Raw genomic sequence first — 17,830 nt, 5'->3', positions numbered from 1 at the left:
CCGGGGAGGATCACGCGCTTTGCGCGAGACAGTCGCTCATCCTTTCAAACCCGCCCGCCTAACGTACGTGTCATTTTGCAACATTGACATGCCGGAAAAAACGCGGGATGAATGCTGGTAACGTTACCAGAAAAACAGAATCAAAAGGGATGAGGATCATGATGAAGACGGGAACGCACACCCGGCGGCTGCGCCGTCACGCCTTGGGCGCGGCCAGCCTGATGGTTCTGGCGGGCGGAATGATGGCCGCACCGGCCTGGGCACAGGTCACGCCGAACCAGGTAGCGCAGGATGCTCCGTCCGATCCGGCCCCCGCACTCCAGACCGATCAGCTCGACGAAGGCGCGGCGCGCGACATCATCGTGACCGGCTCGCGCATCACCACCGGCGGCTTTACCGCACCGACCCCGACCACGGTGATCGGTGAGGAACAGATCGCCGCCAACGCACAGCCCAACGTCTTCACCACAGTCGCCCAGCTTCCCTCGCTTCAGGGCTCGACCGGCACCGCGACGAACACCTTCAGCACCTCGAGCGGTCAGCAGGGCCTCAGCTCCTTCTCGCTGCGTGGCGTCGGCGCGATCCGCACGCTGACCCTGCTCGACGGCCAGCGCGTCGTCGGCGCGAACGTGACCGGCGTGCCTGATATCAGCCTGTTCCCGCAGCTGCTGATCAAGCGGGTCGATGTGGTCAATGGCGGCGCTTCGGCCTCCTATGGCTCGGATGCGGTCGGCGGTGTGGTCAACTTCATCACCGACACCCGGTTCAAGGGGATCAAGGGCAATATCCAGGGCGGCGTAACCACCTATGGCGACGATCAGCAGGTGCTGGTCCAACTGGCGGGCGGCACCAGCCTGCTCAATGACAGCCTGCATGTGATCGCCAGCACCGAATATGCGCATGAGGACGGCGTCGGCGGCGGCGATTTCGGCATCGGTCTGGCGAATGGCCGCGACTGGTTCCGCCAGTCGACGCTGATCAACCGCAACGTTCTGAACGACGGGTCGCCGCAATATCTGTTCCGTGACTACGCCCAGTCCTACAATTACACCAAATACGGCCTGATCACCGCCGGGCCGCTTCAGGGCATCGCCTTCGATCAGTCGGGCAATCCGTTCCAGTTCCAATATGGCTCGAACGGCGTGCCCGCGCGCGACGCGGCGGGCAATGTCCGGGGCTGTCTGCCGGGCTTCTGCCAGGGCGGCGACCTGTCGGGCAATGTCGATGCCGGGCGCTCGCTCCAGTCGAAGATCCAGCGCGTCAACAGCTATGGCCGCATCGGCTATGACTTCGCGCCCAATGGCGAAATCTATGGCACGATCAACATCGGCCAGGTGAAGACCAACAACCAGCCGGTCGGTGGGCAGAACCGACCGAACCTGACCATCCAGTGCGCCAACCCCTATGTCCCCGCGCTGGTCAAGGCGCAGTGCGCCACGGCGGGGATCACCAATTTCCAGTACGGCACTAGCAATGCGGCACTGGGCAACACCCAGGTTTATACCGATCGCCGCCAGTTCCGCTTCGTCGCGGGCGCCAAGGGGCGGGAGAGCGTCGCCGGGTCCGACTGGTCCTACGACATGTATTTCGAACACGGCACCAACTATACGGATGTCGATGTCAGCAACATCATGCTGTCCCGCCGCTTCAACCAGGCGATCAACGCGACGACGCTGAACGGCGCGATCGTCTGCGCCGACGCCACCGCGCGCACTAACGGGTGTCAGCCGCTCAACATCTTCGGCGGCAATCCGTCGGCCGCAGCGATCAGCTATATCATGCCGCAATATGGCCCATATCAGCGGACCCGCCAGACGCAGGACGTCATCAGCCTGAACTTCTCGGGGTCGCCCTTCTCGTCCTGGGCGGGGCCGGTATCGGTCGCATTCGGCGGCGAGTTCCGCCACGAATTCTACCGCGTGCGCGCCGATCCTTACGGCGCGGGCTTCGCCAACAGCCCGGCCAATGCGAACTACCCGGCCGACCCGGCGCTGCTGGCGGACGGCAACAACTGGTATGCGGGCAATTACAAGAACGGCAGCGGCGCCTATAGCGTGAAGGAGGCCTTCGTCGAGGCGAACCTGCCGGTCATCAACTCGGACGCCGGCGGCCGTGCCAATATCAACGGCGCGGTGCGTGTCACCGACTACAGCACCTCGGGCACCGTCTGGGCGTGGAAGATCGGCGGCACCTGGGACCTGCCGGTCGATGGCCTGCGTATTCGCGGCGTGACCTCGCGCGATGTCCGCGCGCCCAACCTGTCGGAACTGTTCGCCGCGCCCGTCACCACGACGCTGCCGGGCTTTTTCGATCCCTTCCGCAACGTCAATGTGCTGGCGCTTCAGAACACCATCGGCAACGTCAACCTGACGCCCGAGATCGCGCGCAACACCACGCTGGGCATCGCCTTCTCCAACTCGCAGGCGATCCCGGGCCTCAGCCTGTCGGTGGACTATTACAAGATCAAGATCACCGACGTGATCTCCAGCCTGGGCGCGCAGGACATCGTCAACCTGTGCTATCTGAACATCGCGCCCGAGACCTGCGGTGTGTTCAACCTGAATAACCCGAATGGCCCCAACTTCATCAACGTTCAGTCGTTCAACCTGGCGTCGATCCTGACCGACGGCTTCGATATCGAGGCGAGCTATCGCTGGCGCAATCCGCTTGGCCTGCCGGGCAATCTGACGCTACGCGCGCTGGCGACCAATATCCGGCGCTTCATCACCGACACCGGTCTGCCCAATACGATCCCGAACGACACGGCGGGCGTGAACATCGGCAACACGCCGAAGTGGAAGTGGCTGGCGGTGCAGACCTATGCCACCGACGACTGGTCGCTGCTATTGCAGGAGCGCTGGTTCAGCGATGGCAAGCTGGGCAACCAATATGTCCAGTGCACGACCGGCTGCCCCGCCTCGACCGCCAATCGGCCGACGATCGACGACAACTTCATCCCCGGCGCCTTCTATTTCGACATCGGCGGCACCTATAATGTGACCAAGGCGGTCACCGCTTATTTCAAGGTCGATAACGTATTTAATCGCGATCCGGCGCGGTCGCCCTATTTCGTCAACCCGGCGCTGTACGACGTGCTCGGACGGGTGTTCCGGGCGGGCGTGCGGTTCAGCTTTTGAGAGGGGATGACAGGATGAACGCGCGCAGGATGATGCCGCTGTTGCTGGCGGTGCTGATGGGGACGGCGGCCGCGACCGATGCACCGCGTAGCGTCCCGGGGTCCAACCCGATCATTCGCGACCGCTTTACCGCCGATCCCGCGCCCTTGGTCGTTGGCAACACGCTGTACCTCTATGTCGGGCATGACGAGGCGCAGCGCGACGAGATGTTCAACATGAAGGAGTGGCTGGTCTATTCGACCACCGATATGCGCCACTGGACGCCGCATGGTCCCATCATGAATGTGAAGGACTTCAAATGGGCCAAGAAGGACGCCTGGGCCAGCCAGGCGGTCTATAAGAACGGCAAATACTGGTTCTATGCCGCGGTCGAACATGATGACACCCATCCGGGCAAGGCGATCGCGGTCGCGGTCTCGGACAAGCCGACCGGCCCCTTCGTCGATGCCAAGGGATCGGCGCTGATCACCAACCAGATGACGCCCAAGGGCACGCACAGCTGGGAGGATATCGATCCGACCGTGCTGACCGACGACGACGGCACGACCTGGATCGCGTGGGGCAACCGGCAATGCTATATCGCCAAGCTGAAACCCAACATGATCGAGATCGACGGCCCGATCACCGAAATCACGCCGCCGCATTTCGAGGAAGGGCCCTGGCTGCACAAGCGCGGCAAGCTCTATTACCTGACCTATGCCTCGCTCGACCGGACGACGCAGCGGGACGAGCATGTCTCCTATGCCACCGCGCCGTCGCTGAAGGGGCCGTGGACCTATCGCGGGCTGCTGACCGGATCGGGCAAGTACAGCTTCACCATCCATCCCGGCATCGCCGACTTCAAGGGCAAGTCATATCTGTTCCTGCACAATGCGACGCTGGCGATCGGCGACCAGAGCGGCGCGATCGGACGTCGCGCGGTGACGGTCGAGCGGCTTTATTATAACCCCGACGGGACGATGAAGCCGGTGGTCCAGACCCAGGCCGGTGTAACGGCATCGGCGCGGTAGAGGGTGGGTTTCGGCGTCATTTTCATTCCTCCCCTGCAAGGGGAGCGGGACCATGCGCAGCATGGTGGAGGGGAGTGGCAGGTCGAACCCGCCCCGCGGGTTCGAGGATTGCCGGGGGCAATCCGGCCTGCCACTCGCTATCGAGAAGGCGATACCCCTCCGTCAGGGCTTCGCCCTGCCACCTCCCCTTGCAGGGGAGGAATGGATTTACGCGCGCGGCGGGGCGGTGGAGTCGCGTTCGATCAATTGATGTTCCAGCACCGTGACACGCGACTGGCCGTTTGTCGCCGATACTCCGCCCCGAATGTCCTGGATCAGCCTTTGCAGCGCTTCGGTCGCCAGGGCGCGGACGGGCTGGTGGATCGTGGTCAGCGGCGGCCAGAGCGTCGTCGCGACGGTGCTGTCGTCGAAGCCGACCACGGTCAGGTCGCCCGGCACGTCCAGATGCCGCCGATGCGCCACCGAGACGATCGCGGCGGCCATGTCGTCATTGCTGGCGAAGATGGCGGTCGGCGGCCGCTCCGCTTCCAACAGTTCCTCGCCCGCCTTCAGGCCCGAGGCATAGCTGAAATCGCCCTGGACGATCCGGGTTTCGAGGCCTTCTTCCTCGGCGACCGCGCGGCGAAACCCCGCGAGGCGCGCGATGCTGGCCGACTGGTCGGGATTGCCGTGGACGAAGCCGATGCGGCGATGGCCCAGGCCGATCAGATGGCGGGTCATGTCATAGGCGGCGCGGTCATTGTCGATCCATACGCAGATCGCATCGGGGGCCACGCCGCCGACCACCGCGACCGGCAACCCCGCCTCGCGAATGATGTCGCGCACGAACGCCGACTCGCCCAGCGGCGGCGCCAGGATCAGTCCGGCGATACGCTGGTCGATCAGCCCCTGGATCGCCTCGCGCGTCGGCGGCCGTCCCTGTTCGCCCTTCAGCAGGAACAGCTGCGCCGCGCGGGTCGAGGCTTCCTCGAACACGCCGACCAGCAGCTCGCTCATGAAGGCGGCGCTGGGGTTGGAATAGATGACGCCGATCCGCGTCTCGCTGGACGTGACCAGGCTGCGCGCCATCAAATTGGGCGTGTAGTTCAGGCGCGTGATGACTTCGCGGACATGCGCGCGAACCTCGTCACGGACACCAGGATCGCCGTTGATGACGCGCGAGACAGTCATCGGCGAGACACCGGCTTCCTTGGCCACGTCGATGATGGTTACGCCGCGTGGGCGCCGTCGGCTGTTCGTCACGGTCATCCTGTCCTGTCATCGGCGCGCGCGTTGGGCCGGTATTTACAGAATGCCGTGCCCCGCGACGGGGCGAAACGTCAATGGGGCGGACGGATGCCACAGAGTTTGAAAGGCCGGGTGTGAGGCGTTTTCCCTATATTCGCTGGACGATCATCGCGCTGTTCGTCGGGGCGATGGTCATCAACTATCTGACGCGCAGCATCCTGGGCGTCGCCGCACCCGCAATCATGACCGAACAGCATATCAGTTCGGAGCAATATAGCTGGATCACCGGCGCCTTTCAGTTCGGCATCATGTTCCAGCCGGTGGCGGGCTATCTGCTCGACCTGTTCGGGTTGAAGTTCGGCTTTTCGCTGTTCGTCGCAGTCTGGTCGCTGATCACACTGGGCCATGGGTTCGCCAGCGGCTGGCTGGGGTTCGCGGGGCTTCGCGGCGCGCTGGGGCTGGTCGAGGGATCGGCGCAGCCTGCTGGCATGAAGGTCGTCGCCCAGTGGTTTCCGGCGCGAGAGCGCGGCGTGGCGGGCGGCATCTATCAGATCGGGGCGTCCTTCGGCGCGGTCTTCGCGCCGCCGCTCGTCGCTTGGGCGGTGTTTCATCACAGCTGGCGCGCGGCCTTCTTCGTCGCCGGCGGGCTGGGCCTGCTCTGGGTGCTGGCCTGGCTGTTCTGGTATGCGCCACCCGAGCGGCACCGGGCCGTGTCCGACCGCGAACGTGCGCTGATCGTCGAGGGGCAGGAGGCGTCGCTGGCCCGGCATCGCCGTCGCCCGCCGCTGGGCGAGCTGCTGCGGCGGCGCAATCTCTGGGCGATCGCGGCGGCGCGGTTCCTGGCCGATCCGGTCTGGGGCATGTTGTCGCTGTGGATGCCGCTCTACCTCGTTCAGGCGCGGCATTTCGACCTGACCCAGATCGCCTTGTTCGCCTGGCTTCCCTTCCTGGCCGCCGACCTGGGATGCCTGTTCGGACCCGCCGTCGTCGCGTTCCTGCAGCGGCGTGGCATCAATCTGATCGATGCGCGGCGCGCCGCCTTCACGCTGGGCGCGGTGCTGATGACCGGCATGATGTTCGTCGGCAGCGTGACCAGCCCGGTCGCCGCGATCGCCTTGCTCTGCCTGGGCGGCTTTGCCCACCAGACGCTATCGGTGACCGTCATCACGCTCTGCTCCGACCTGTTCCCGCAGGATCAGGTGGCGACCGCGACCGGCGTCTCGGGCACGGCGGCCAATCTGGGCGTGCTGCTGTTCACGCTCAGCCTGGGTTCGCTGGTCGATCAGGTCGGTTATCAACCCTTCTTCATTCTGCTCGGCCTGCTCGATCTCGCCGGTGCGGCCCTCCTCTGGACTTTGGTGCGCAAACCCGCATGACCCCGACCAATCCCATTTTGCGCGGGTTCAATCCCGACCCCTCGATCGTGCGCGTCGGCGAGGACTATTATATCGCGACTTCGACCTTCGAATGGTATCCGGGTGTCCAGATCCACCACAGCCGCGACCTGGTGAACTGGACGCTTGTCGCCCGGCCGCTGAACCGCGCCGACCAGCTCGACATGCGCGGCAACCCCGATGGTTGCGGCGTGTGGGCACCGGATTTGAGCTATCATGACGGCCGCTTCCACCTGATCTTCACTGATGTGAAGCGCTATGGCCGCACCACGGTCGACGGGGCCAAGGGTGCGTCGTTGCGCGATTTCCACAATTACTGGGTATCGTGCGACCGGATCGACGGCGAATGGAGCGATGCGGTCCATCTGAACAGCAGCGGCTTCGACCCCGCGCTATTCCATGACGATGACGGGCGCAGCTGGTTGCTCAACATGTTGTGGGACCATCGGCCCGACCGCAAGCGTTTTGCCGGGATCGTCATCCAGCAGATGGACCTGACCACGGGGCGTTTGCTCGGCGAGCGGCGGCGCATCTTCGACGGCACGGCGCTGGGCTTTACCGAGGGGCCGCATCTCTACCGGCGGGACGGCTGGTATCATCTGCTGGTCGCGGAGGGCGGGACCGAGCGTGGTCATGCCGTGGTGATGGCGCGCTCACGCGATCTGTTCGGACCCTATGAGGTGCATCCCGACGGCCCCGTGCTGACCGCGCGCGATACGCCGGACGCCCCCCTCCAGCGCACCGGGCATGGTGATCTGGTCGAGACATCGGAGGGCGAGACCTGGATGACCTATCTGTGCGGCCGTCCCTTGCCGGACAGCGACCGTTGCGTGCTGGGCCGAGAGACGGCGATCCAGCGGATGGAGTGGGGCGCGGATGGCTGGCTGCGCTGCGCCGAGCCGACGCCGGTGGAGCCGCCGCCCGAGCCGGTGGACGCGCTCGACCGCTTCGACGGACCGAGCCTGCCGCCCGCCTTCCAATGGCTGCGGACCCCTCGGCCCGAACGGCTGTTCAGCCTGACCGAGCGGCCGGGTTATCTGCGCCTCTTTGGCCGGGAGACGATCGGCAGCCATTTCGAGCAGGCGCTGGTCGCGCGCCGCCAGACGGCCTTCACCTATGAGGCGCGCGCACTGGTCGAGTTCGAGCCCGCGCATTTCCAGCAGGCGGCCGGGATCGTCTGCTATTACAACAGCACCAAATATCATTTCCTGCACATCACGGCCGGAGACGATGGCGAGAGGCTAATTCAGGTGCTGTCCGTCCTGCCAGTGGGCGAGGGGCGGAGCGTTCTATCGGCGCCGACACCGATACCCGCCGGGCCCATCGAGCTGCGCGCGTCGGTGGATCATGATGCCCTGCGCTTCGCCTGGCGGGCAGAAGGGCAGGGCGAATGGACGGAGTTGCCGGATAGGTTCGATGCCAGCATTCTGTCGGATGAAGCGACGCTGGCCGGATTGCCCAATTTCACGGGCACCTTCGTCGGCATGGCCTGCCAGGACATGAGCGGCACCGGTCACCATGCCGATTTCCGCCATTTCCATTATTCGGAATAGTCCGCGCTGCCTTCGGTTCTGGTCACGATGATTGGACAGACCAATATGGACAGCCCTATTTTACCCCGCTAAGCTCCCCTCCCAAGATCGGCGACGATGATCGCCCGGTGGGTGAGGGGAGTGACGGCCTGTGCGGGTACGCAATCTGCGTTGGTGGATCGTAGCACTGATCTGTGCGGGCACGATCGCCAATTATCTGGCACGCAACTCGCTGGGCGTGCTGGCCCCCGAGCTGAAGTCCGCCCTCCATATGTCGACGCAGCAGTATAGCTATGTCGTCGGCGCGTTTCAGCTCGCTTATACCATCATGCAGCCGGTGGCGGGGGCGTTCATCGATCGCTTCGGTTTGCGCGCCGGTTTCGCGCTGTTCGGCCTGGCCTGGTCGGCAGCGAATATGCTCCATGCGCTCGCCATCGGCTGGCTGAGCCTGGCTTTTTTCCGCGGCGTGCTGGGGCTGTTCGAGTCGGCGGCGATCCCTTCGGGTATCAAGGCGGTGGCGGAATGGTTCCCGGCGCGCGAGCGCTCGGTCGCGGTCGGCTGGTTCAATGCGGGCACCTCGCTCGGCGCGCTGATCGCGCCGCCGGTGGTGGTCGCGGTGGCGCTGTGGGCAGATTGGCGCACCGCCTTTCTGGTGACCGGTGGTGTCGGCATCTTCTGGGCGGCGGCCTGGTACATCTTCTATCGCTCGCCCGACGATCACCCTGCGATCACGCCTGAGGAAAAGGCGATGATCGCGGTCGAAAAGCCCAAGGGCCCCGTTCGCCGCGCCAAGGCCAAGGACATCCTGCGCACCCCCCGTTTCTGGGTCATCGCGGTGCCGCGCTTCCTGGCCGAACCCGCCTGGCAGACCTTCAGCTTCTGGATTCCGCTCTACCTTGCCAGCGAGCGGGGCATGGACCTGAAGCAGATCGCGCTGTTCGCCTGGCTGCCCTTTTTGGCGGCGGATGTGGGTGGCATCCTGGGCGGTTATCTGTCGCCCTGGCTGATGAAGCGTGGCGTGTCGTTGATCCCGTCGCGGGTCGCGGGCGTGGCGCTGGGCGCGGTGCTGATGATCGCGCCGGGGTGCATCGGGCTGGCCGCCAGCCCCTATACGGCGATCGCCTTGTTCTGCATCGGCGGCTTTGCGCATCAGATGATCTCAGGGCTCATCAACACCCTGTCGTCCGACGTCTTCGCCCCTGCCGAGGTCGGCACCGCCAATGGCTTTATCGGGCAAGCGGGCTGGATCGGCGGGCTGCTGTTCTCGCTGCTGATTGGCCAGCTGGCGGATACGGTCGGCTATGCGCCGCTGTTCGCCGTGCTGGCGGTGTTCGACCTGATCGGCGCGGCGGTGCTCATCATCTTCATCCGGCGTCTGACGCCCTTTGCCATCACCAATGAGGAGCCCGGCCGATGAGGCGCGCCACCCTGTCCCAGCCGCCGCGTTTCGCCCTGACCGCGCGTGACCGGGGACGCATCACCCTGACCGCCGATACCGGTGCGGTTGCGCATCTGTTCGTGCTGGAGGCTGACGTCATGCGCCTGCTGCTGCTGGCCGAGGGGTATGTGACCAGCCCGCCCAGCTGGGCCATTGCGCCGGGGGCAGAGGACATTGCCGAGCCTGGCCGAGACCGGATGGACGTGTCGGGCTTTGCCTGCCCCGACTTTACCTGCGACGAAGCGGACGGCACGCTGACCGTCGCCACCGACCGGCTGCGCGTGACGATCGCGCTCGACGGGCTGCACAGCCGCTGGGAACAGCGGGGCGAGGGGGGCTGGCACGTCATCACCCAGGACCGTCCGACCCAGGCCTATGACTTTGGCTGGTGGGACGGCCGGGCGCATCACTATGCGGCGCGTGTGCCGGGCGAGCGCTTCTATGGCCTGGGTGACCGGACTGGCGATACCGACCGGGCGGGGCGGCGCTTCCGCCTGACCAATGTCGACCCGATGGGCTTCGACGCCGAAACGAGCGATCCACTCTACAAGTCGATCCCCTATCTTCTGGTCGCCGATGCCGAGGGGCGCTGCCACGGTGAGTTCTACGACACGGTTGCCGATGTCACCTTCGACCTGGGGCAGGAGCTGGACAATTATCACGGCCTCTACCGCCATGTCGTGGCCGAGGCAGGGGATGTCGATCGCTGGATCATCGCAGGACCCGATCCGCGCAGCGTCACGCGGCGCTTCACCTGGCTGACCGGGCGTCCGGCGCTGATGCCGCGCTGGTCGCTGGGATATTCGGGGTCGACCATGACCTATACCGATGCGCCCGATGCGGCGGCGCAGATGGCGGGTTTCCTGACGCTGTGCGAGCAGCATGATCTGGGCTGCACCTCGTTCCACCTGTCATCGGGCTATACCTCGATCGGCGACAAGCGGTATGTCTTCCACTGGAACCGTGACAAGTTTCCAGACCCCGCCGCCTTCATCGCTTCCTATACTGAGGCGGGGGTGCGGCTGGTCCCCAATATCAAGCCCGCCCTGCTGCGCAGCCATCCGCTTTACGACGCGGTAGCGACGGCCGGGCTGTTCGTCGCCGACGACGATGGCACTCCGGTCGAGGCGCAATTCTGGGATGAGGTCGGCAGTTATATCGACATGACCAAGCCGGAAGCGGCCGCCTGGTGGCGCGATCAGGTGACCGCCGCGCTGCTCGACCACGGCATGGAGGCGACGTGGAACGACAATAACGAATATGAACTCTGGGATGCACGCGCCCGTGTCCATGGCTTCGGCCAGAGCCGCCCCGCCGCCGAGATGCGGCCGGTCCAGCCGATCCTGATGACTCGCGCCTCGCGCCAGGCGCAGATCGCCGTGCGGCCGGAGACACGGCCCTATGTCGTCACCCGCTCCGGCATGGCGGGCCTGCATCGCTATGCCCAGACCTGGTCGGGCGACAACCGTACCGAGTGGAAGACGATCCGCTACAATGCGCGCCAGTCGATCGGGCTGGCGCTGTCGGGCGTGTCGAACAGCGGCCATGACGTCGGCGGCTTTTCCGGCCCCGCGCCGTCGCCGGAACTGCTGGTCCGCTGGGTCCAGGCGGGGGTGCTGATGCCGCGCTTCAGCATCCATAGCTGGAACGACGATCGCACGGTCAACGAGCCGTGGATGTACCCGGAGGTGCTGCCGGCCATCCACCGGCTGATGGCGCTGCGGCAGACGCTGATCCCCTTCTTCTACGATCTGCTGCACCGTTATCATGCCGAGTATGAGCCGATGGTGCGGCCGCTCTGGCTCGACTTTCCGCAGGACCCGCAGGCATGGGGTGAAGGCGACGAGCATATGCTGGGGCCCGATATCCTTGCCGCCCCGGTGATGGACGAAGGGGCCGAGAACCGGTCTGTCCGATTGCCGGCCGGTAGCGATTGGGTCGATGTCTGGACGGGCGCGCGGTTCGCCGGAGGAGAGACGGCTCGGCTGTCCGCGCCGCTCGACGGGCCGCCGCCGCTGCTGGCACGAGCGGGCTCGGCGATGCTGGTCGATCTGACGCGGGGCGGCTGGCGGCCCGAACCGATGGAGCGCGGCCTGTGGCTCTTTCCGCCCGCGTCCGGCGCACTCGATTGGTCGGGAGTTGACGATCAGGGCGATGGCCATGGTCCCGTTCGCCGCTGGCATCTGACGGGGCAGGCCGATGCCGGACAGGTTGTCGTCACGCTGACCTGCGAGGCGGGTGAGGGCGAGCGGATCACCCTGTTGCTGCCGCCCGGCGATGCGCGCCAGTTGGTCGTGCAGGGCGGGGCGGGCACGACGGTCGAGCATGATGGGCGGCGGGGCGTGCGGATTGTGATGTAAAGGTCACGCTTTTCCGCAAAGCTTTGCAAAAGGCTGGCAAGGCTTTTCATGGGTCAAATAAGCCCATTGCATTGGTAAGACCATTTGGTATGCTGGGTTTCTGATAGCAAGACCGGCCCAGACCGGCTGCAGAGGAGGGGATTATGAAGATGCTGCGTTCCACCGTGGCCGCGACCGCGTTGATTGTGTCGTTGGCCGCCGCGACCCAGGTTTCCGCCCAAGAGACCACCTCGCCGTCAGCCGATCAGGCCAAGCTGAGCCAGGACAGCCAGGGCGCTCCCGGTGGCCCGACCTCTGCGGTCGCCCCCGAACCGGCAAGCGCGGGCGACATCATCGTCACCGCCAACAAGCGCGCCGAGAATGTCCAGCGCGTGCCGCTCGCCGTCTCGGTCGTCGCCCCCGCCCAGCTCGCCGCGGCCGGTGTTCGCAACTTCACCGACATCGGTAAGGTCTCCTCCTCGCTGGTCGTCCGGCCGGCCGAACAGCCGCAGAACTCCAACATCTCTCTGCGCGGCGTCGGCACCTTCGCCTTCGGCATCGGCGTGGAGTCGAGCGTCGCGGTGCTGGTCGACGAAGTGCCGCTGGCCTTCCAGGCACGCGCCTTCACCGACCTGCCCGACGTCGAGCGGATCGAGGTGCTGCGCGGGCCGCAGAGCACGCTGTACGGCAAGTCGGCCTCGGCCGGTCTGGTCAACCTCATCACCCGCAACCCGACCTCCGAACTGCGCGTCCGCGCTAATGCGGTGGCGACGACCGACCGCGAGCGCGGCGTGAACTTCAGCGTGTCGGGCCCGATCAACGAGCAGCTCGGCTATGTCGTCTCGGCGGCGTATAATGACTGGGACGGCAATGTCCGCAACCTGTTCAACGGCAAGCGGGTGAATGGCCGCGAGACGCTGAACCTGCGTGGCAAGATCCGCTGGGAACCGACCGACACTGCCGCGCTCACCATCTCGGGCAATTACGTCAACGGCAACACCACGGTCGGTCGTCCCTTCCTGGCCTTTGGCGCCAATGCGCGGCTGCGCGGGACGGCGGGGCTGACCCCTGCGGTTGTGCTCCCCGGTGTCGCGGTCAGCCCGACCAATCAGGATATCAGCAACAATTACGACTCGCGCACCCGCTATGAGGGCGGCGGCGGTTACATTCGCGGCGAGTTCGGCATCGGCAAGCTGAACCTCGTCACGATCAGCTCCTATGACCGGTTCCACCTCAACGACTATCTCGACCATGACGATACGTCGGCGCCGGGCAATCTGGGCAACAACACCCAGGTCGGCGTGTTCAATTCCGAGCAGGTGACCGAGGAAGTCCGGCTTCAGTCGGACGCCGACCAGCCGTTCCGCTACACTGTCGGCCTGTATGGCGCGAATGTGAAGTTCAACCGGCCCTTCCAGCGCGGGCCGTATTTCTCGCTCGCCAACTGGTACGCCACTTCGCAGTCGCGCCAGGTCGCGGCCTTTGCGCAGGTGGACTGGACGATCGTCCCCGATCTGACCTTCACCGGCGGCGGACGCGTGCAGAACGAGCGGGTCGCCTATACCTTCCGCGACAATCTTGCGGGCACGTCCTTTGCGGGCCATGCCAGCGATACGGCGGGCACCTATCGCGGCACGCTGCGCTATGATTTCAGCCCGACGGTCAATGCCTTCGTCACCTATGCGACCGGTTACAAGGGCCAGACCTATGACCTGACCACCGGCTTCAACCGCAACCGCGCGCTGGCCGGGCCGATCAAGCCGGAGCGGTCGCGCGACAAGGAGCTGGGCATCCGCAGCCAGTTCCTCGACCGTCGCCTGACCGCGAACGTCACCTTCTTCGACACCAACTACCGCGATCTCCAGGCCCAGACGATCGAGACGCTGGCGGACGGCACCTCTAACTATCGGCTGACCAATGTCGGCAGGCTCAACACCAAGGGTATCGAGTTCGAGGGCTCGATGCGCTTCAACGACGAGTTCAACCTGGGCGGTGCGGTCACCTATCTGGACGCGAAGTACACCCAGTTCGACGTGGCTCAATGCTATCCGCTCCAGACGGCGGCGCAAGGCTGCACGGGTTCGCCCGCCAGCCAGAACCTGACCGGCACGACCGCGATCCAGGCACCGAAGTGGAAGTTCAACGCCAATCTGGACTATTCGCCGCACCTGACCACCAATCTGCGCGGTGTGGCGCAGGTGAACTGGCAATATCAGAGCAGCCTCTACTTCCAGGCCCGCGATCCTCAGACCTTCCAGCCGGCCTATAGCATCGTCAATGTCGGCCTGGGCGTGCGGGACGAGGATCGCCGCTGGGAGCTCGTCGCCTTCGTCAACAACCTGTTCGACAAGCAATATTATGGGTCGCTGGTGAACACGGCGGGCAATTTCGGCAACAACGTCGCGACCCAGGCGGTCCTGCCGCGCGACTTCCGTCGTTATGGCGGCCTGCGTCTCGGCTTCAACTTCTGATGCGGCGCGCGGTCGCGGCGGCGGGCATGGTGGCGATGGCGGCCCTGGCGGCCGTCGCGATCGCGCAGGAACAGACGCCGGTCGAGGTTCCGGCGCGGCCGCCGGTCGACGCGCCCGAACTGGCACGGCTGGGCCGCTATGCGGTCGGGGTGCAACGCACCCGCTTCGTCCAGCCGGGCCAGGCCGATCCGCTCCAGGGCCAGGATCGACCCGCCATCGTCGACCGCGAGCTGCCGGTCGTCATCTGGTATCCGGCGGCGTCGGCCGGGCAGGGGATCACCTATCACACGGCGCTGTCGGGCGAGGACGGACGCGACGTACCCTTCGACCTGCCGGGGCTGGCGTCGCAGGACCGGCCGGTGGCGGGCGGGCGTTTCCCGCTCGTCATCCTGGCGCATGGCTATGGCAACACGCCCGAAGTTCTATCCTGGCTGGGCGAGAACCTGGCGAGCAAGGGCTATGTGGTCGTTGCGCCGGCCTTTCGCGATCCCCCGATCAGCATTCGCACCGATGCCGCCCGCGCCGGACCGATCGCGCGGCGTCCGTTGGACATCGCGTTCGTCGCCCATGAAGCCCAGAGGCGGGCCAGTGCGCGAGATGGCATCTTCGCTTCGGCCGATCTGGCTCGCACCGCGTTAATTGGCTATTCGATGGGGGGCTACGGCGTGCTGACCGTGGGCGGCGCGCCGCTCAACCCGGCGATGGCGGGGCTGAGCCGGGGCATTCTCGGCCCCTATGCGGCGGGTGGTGCGAAGGCGTCCGAACTGGCGGTGCCGGGGGTAAAGGCGATCGTCGCCCTGTCGCCCGCCGCACGCTTCGGTGACGTCCCGATCTGGACCGGCAAGGGCGTGGGCGCGATCACGGCTCCGACGCTGATCGTCGTCGGCGATCATGACCGGGTGGTCGGACATGAGGCGGTGCGCGCGCTGTTCACGACGCCTGCGCCTGCGCCCCGCTATCTGCTGACCTTCCAGCAGGCGGGACACAGCATCGCGCTGGTCGCCGCGCCTCCGGCCATGCGGCAGCGTTTCTGGGACATGGACTGGTTCGAGGATGCGGTGTGGCGCAAGGACCGGCTTCTCCCCATCCAGACGCATTTCATTACCGCCTTTCTCGACCGGTATGTGAAGGGCGAGATGGACAAGGACGCCTATCTGAACGGCCTGACGGTTCAGTCGGATGCGGGCCGCTGGCCCGGCGCACCGGTCGGTCGGGTCGCGCAGTACAGCCCCGGTCCGCCCGCCTCAACGGTGTGGAAGGGGTTCCAGCCCGGCCGCGCGGTCGGCATGACATTCGAGTATCGGCCCGCCCCCTGAGCACCGCTCTGGCGCAGGCGAGCATATCGGCTAAGGTCAGCGACAACAGGGAGAGGAACGGGATCATGGCAAGGGGTTGGACCGGCATCTTGGCCGGAGTGCTGGCGCTGTACAGCGGACCGCTGGCCGCACAGGCCGTCACCCCCGGCGCGCCGCCGTCGGCCGGCCCGGTGCTGGCCTCGGCGGATTTGCGCGACGGCACCGACCTGTCGGGACCCTGGCATTATTCGATCGACCCTTTCCGCTCCGGCATTGCGGGCTTTCATGGCGGCATGCCCGATGCGGGCCAGCAGCGCTGGCGCGACGTCGACATCCGCGCGGCGATGGCGAAGGACAGTCGTGTCCTTTACGAGTTCGACCTGGCCCATTCGCCGTTGACCTCGCTGCCGTCATCCTGGCTGACCCAGGCACCGGAGCTTCGCCATTATGACGGTCTGATGTGGTATCAGCGGACCTTCGCCGCGCCGGAGCTACGCAAGGGCCGCTACTTCCTGCGCTTCGGTGCGGCCAATTATGCGACCATCGTCTATCTGAACGGCAAGCAGGTCGGACGGCACGAGGGCGGCTTCACCCCCTTCGCCTTCGACGTGACCCGGCTGCTGCGCGGCGGACAGAACCAGATCACCGTCGGCGTCGACAGCCAGGCGACCGAGGCGACCGTGCCGCCGCCCGTCACCGACTGGGAGAATTATGGCGGCATCACCCGGCCGGTGCGGCTGATCTCGACGCCCGATACCTATGTCGACGATGCCTGGGTCCGGCTGACCCGTGACGGCAAGATGGCGGTCGACGTCCATCTCGACGGGCCGGAGGCGGCGAACCGCGCCGTGCGCCTGCGGATTGCGGAACTGGGGCTGGACCGGGCAGGGACCACCGACGCCAACGGGAATTGGCGCGCGACCATGGCGGCACCGCGCGCGCTGATCCGCTGGTCGCCGGACAGACCCAAGCTCTATGAGGTCACGATTGCGTCCGGCGAGGACCAGTGGCGCGACCGGATCGGCTTTCGCACGATCGAGCGGCGCGGCGCGGACATCCTGTTGAACGGCAAGCCCATCTTCCTGCGCGGCATTTCGATGCACGAGGAGGAACTGGGTGTCGACCCGACCCGTGCGATGACCCCCGCCGCGTCACGCGCGTTGCTGAGCGAGATCAAGGACGGGCTGCATGGCAATTTCGTGCGGCTGGCGCATTATCCGCATTCCGACGTAACGGTGCGGCTGGCCGACGAACTCGGCCTGATCGTGTGGAGCGAAGTGCCGGTCTATTGGCGCGTCGCCTGGTCCAACCCCGACACGCTGAACCGCGCCCGCACCATGCTGGCCGAGAATATCCTGCGCGACCGCAATCGTGCCTCCGTCGCGATCTGGAGCGTCGCCAACGAGACGCCGGTGACCGATGCCCGCAACATCTTCCTGCGGACGCTGGTCGGCGATGTCCGGCGACTGGACGACACGCGCCTAGTCAGCGCGGCCCTGCTGGTCGAGCGGGACGAGAGCGCCGATCACCCCGTGATGACGCTGGCCGATCCGCTGGCCGACGCGCTCGATATCATGGCGATCAACACCTATAACGGCTGGTACTCGCAGGATCGCCTGGCCGATCTGGCGCGCAGCGAATGGCGTGTGCCCGCCGACAAGCCGCTGATCTTCTCCGAATTCGGCGCCGATGCGCGGGCGGGCTTCCACGATCCGGCCAACAAACAGAAATTCTCCGAGGAGTATCAGGCCGATTATTACCGCGCGACGCTGAACATGGCGGATAGCGTGCCGACCGTGCGCGGCATGTCGCCGTGGATATTGAAGGATTTCCGCTCGCCCCGCCGCCAGAACCCGGATTTCCAACAGGGGTGGAACCGCAAGGGCCTGATCTCCGAAACGGGGGAGCGCAAGGAAGCGTTCGACGTGCTCAGCGCATACTATGGCACGAAGGCGGTTCAGCGATAGGTCGAATATCAAACGCTTGA

General features: G+C 65.8%; 10 protein-coding genes. 9 read left to right on the top strand and 1 reads right to left on the bottom strand.

Going from position 1 to position 17,830, the window contains the following annotated elements:
- Nucleotides 1–158 precede the first annotated feature (158 nt).
- Both SSA01S_RS02050 and SSA01S_RS02045 read left to right on the top strand, forming a co-directional pair.
- Nucleotides 159–3,137, top strand: a complete 2,979-nt coding sequence (locus SSA01S_RS02050; RefSeq protein ID WP_156477627.1) for a TonB-dependent receptor plug domain-containing protein — start codon at nucleotides 159–161, stop codon at nucleotides 3,135–3,137.
- Between the two features lie 14 nt (nucleotides 3,138–3,151).
- Nucleotides 3,152–4,147, top strand: coding sequence for a glycoside hydrolase family 43 protein (locus SSA01S_RS02045; RefSeq protein ID WP_061778993.1), 996 nt, complete (start codon nucleotides 3,152–3,154; stop codon nucleotides 4,145–4,147).
- A gap of 207 nt (nucleotides 4,148–4,354) precedes the next feature.
- Here SSA01S_RS02045 and SSA01S_RS02040 read toward each other — a convergent pair whose 3' ends face one another.
- Nucleotides 4,355–5,395 carry a LacI family DNA-binding transcriptional regulator gene (locus SSA01S_RS02040; protein ID WP_082794881.1) on the bottom strand — a complete coding sequence of 347 codons (1,041 nt, stop codon included), beginning with the start codon at nucleotides 5,393–5,395 and terminating at the stop codon, nucleotides 4,355–4,357.
- Between the two features lie 113 nt (nucleotides 5,396–5,508).
- On the opposite strand from SSA01S_RS02040, the gene SSA01S_RS02035 reads away from it, so the two are divergent.
- From SSA01S_RS02035 to SSA01S_RS02005, 7 genes are all read left to right on the top strand, one after another.
- A complete protein-coding gene (locus SSA01S_RS02035; protein ID WP_156477626.1) occupies nucleotides 5,509–6,750 on the top strand; it encodes an MFS transporter in 1,242 nt (413 codons plus the stop codon).
- Nucleotides 6,747–8,321, top strand: coding sequence for a glycoside hydrolase family 43 protein (locus tag SSA01S_RS02030; protein ID WP_061778991.1), 1,575 nt, complete (start codon nucleotides 6,747–6,749; stop codon nucleotides 8,319–8,321). Before SSA01S_RS02035 ends, SSA01S_RS02030 begins: the two co-directional genes overlap by 4 nt.
- 130 nt (nucleotides 8,322–8,451) lie before the next feature.
- Complete coding sequence (locus SSA01S_RS02025; protein WP_061778990.1) at nucleotides 8,452–9,717, top strand: MFS transporter; 1,266 nt, start codon at nucleotides 8,452–8,454, stop codon at nucleotides 9,715–9,717.
- On the top strand, nucleotides 9,714–12,098 hold the full coding sequence (locus tag SSA01S_RS02020; RefSeq protein ID WP_061778989.1) for a glycoside hydrolase family 31 protein: 2,385 nt from the start codon (nucleotides 9,714–9,716) through the stop codon (nucleotides 12,096–12,098). The genes SSA01S_RS02025 and SSA01S_RS02020 overlap by 4 nt, the downstream gene beginning before the upstream one ends.
- A gap of 143 nt (nucleotides 12,099–12,241) precedes the next feature.
- A complete protein-coding gene (locus tag SSA01S_RS02015; RefSeq protein WP_240954946.1) occupies nucleotides 12,242–14,548 on the top strand; it encodes a TonB-dependent receptor in 2,307 nt (768 codons plus the stop codon).
- On the top strand, nucleotides 14,548–15,864 hold the full coding sequence (locus tag SSA01S_RS02010) for an alpha/beta hydrolase family protein (protein WP_240954795.1): 1,317 nt from the start codon (nucleotides 14,548–14,550) through the stop codon (nucleotides 15,862–15,864). The genes SSA01S_RS02015 and SSA01S_RS02010 overlap by 1 nt, the downstream gene beginning before the upstream one ends.
- Nucleotides 15,865–15,929: 65 nt before the next feature.
- Nucleotides 15,930–17,810 carry a glycoside hydrolase family 2 protein gene (locus tag SSA01S_RS02005; RefSeq protein WP_061778988.1) on the top strand — a complete coding sequence of 627 codons (1,881 nt, stop codon included), beginning with the start codon at nucleotides 15,930–15,932 and terminating at the stop codon, nucleotides 17,808–17,810.
- Nucleotides 17,811–17,830: the final 20 nt, after the last annotated feature.

This window comes from Sphingomonas sanguinis NBRC 13937 (assembly GCF_001591005.1).
Taxonomy (GTDB): Bacteria; Pseudomonadota; Alphaproteobacteria; order Sphingomonadales; family Sphingomonadaceae; genus Sphingomonas; species Sphingomonas sanguinis.
Note: the sequence above shows the minus strand (reverse complement) of the source record. Positions and strands in the feature narration are given on the sequence as shown.

Coding starts and splice junctions, on each gene's coding strand:
- SSA01S_RS02005 (WP_061778988.1), top strand. CDS start 15,930: ATGGCAAGGGGTTGGACCGGCATCTTGGCCGGAGTGCTGGCGCTGTAC.
- SSA01S_RS02040 (WP_082794881.1), bottom strand. CDS start 5,395: ATGACCGTGACGAACAGCCGACGGCGCCCACGCGGCGTAACCATCATC.
- SSA01S_RS02015 (WP_240954946.1), top strand. CDS start 12,242: ATGAAGATGCTGCGTTCCACCGTGGCCGCGACCGCGTTGATTGTGTCG.
- SSA01S_RS02030 (WP_061778991.1), top strand. CDS start 6,747: ATGACCCCGACCAATCCCATTTTGCGCGGGTTCAATCCCGACCCCTCG.
- SSA01S_RS02050 (WP_156477627.1), top strand. CDS start 159: ATGATGAAGACGGGAACGCACACCCGGCGGCTGCGCCGTCACGCCTTG.
- SSA01S_RS02020 (WP_061778989.1), top strand. CDS start 9,714: ATGAGGCGCGCCACCCTGTCCCAGCCGCCGCGTTTCGCCCTGACCGCG.
- SSA01S_RS02045 (WP_061778993.1), top strand. CDS start 3,152: ATGAACGCGCGCAGGATGATGCCGCTGTTGCTGGCGGTGCTGATGGGG.
- SSA01S_RS02010 (WP_240954795.1), top strand. CDS start 14,548: ATGCGGCGCGCGGTCGCGGCGGCGGGCATGGTGGCGATGGCGGCCCTG.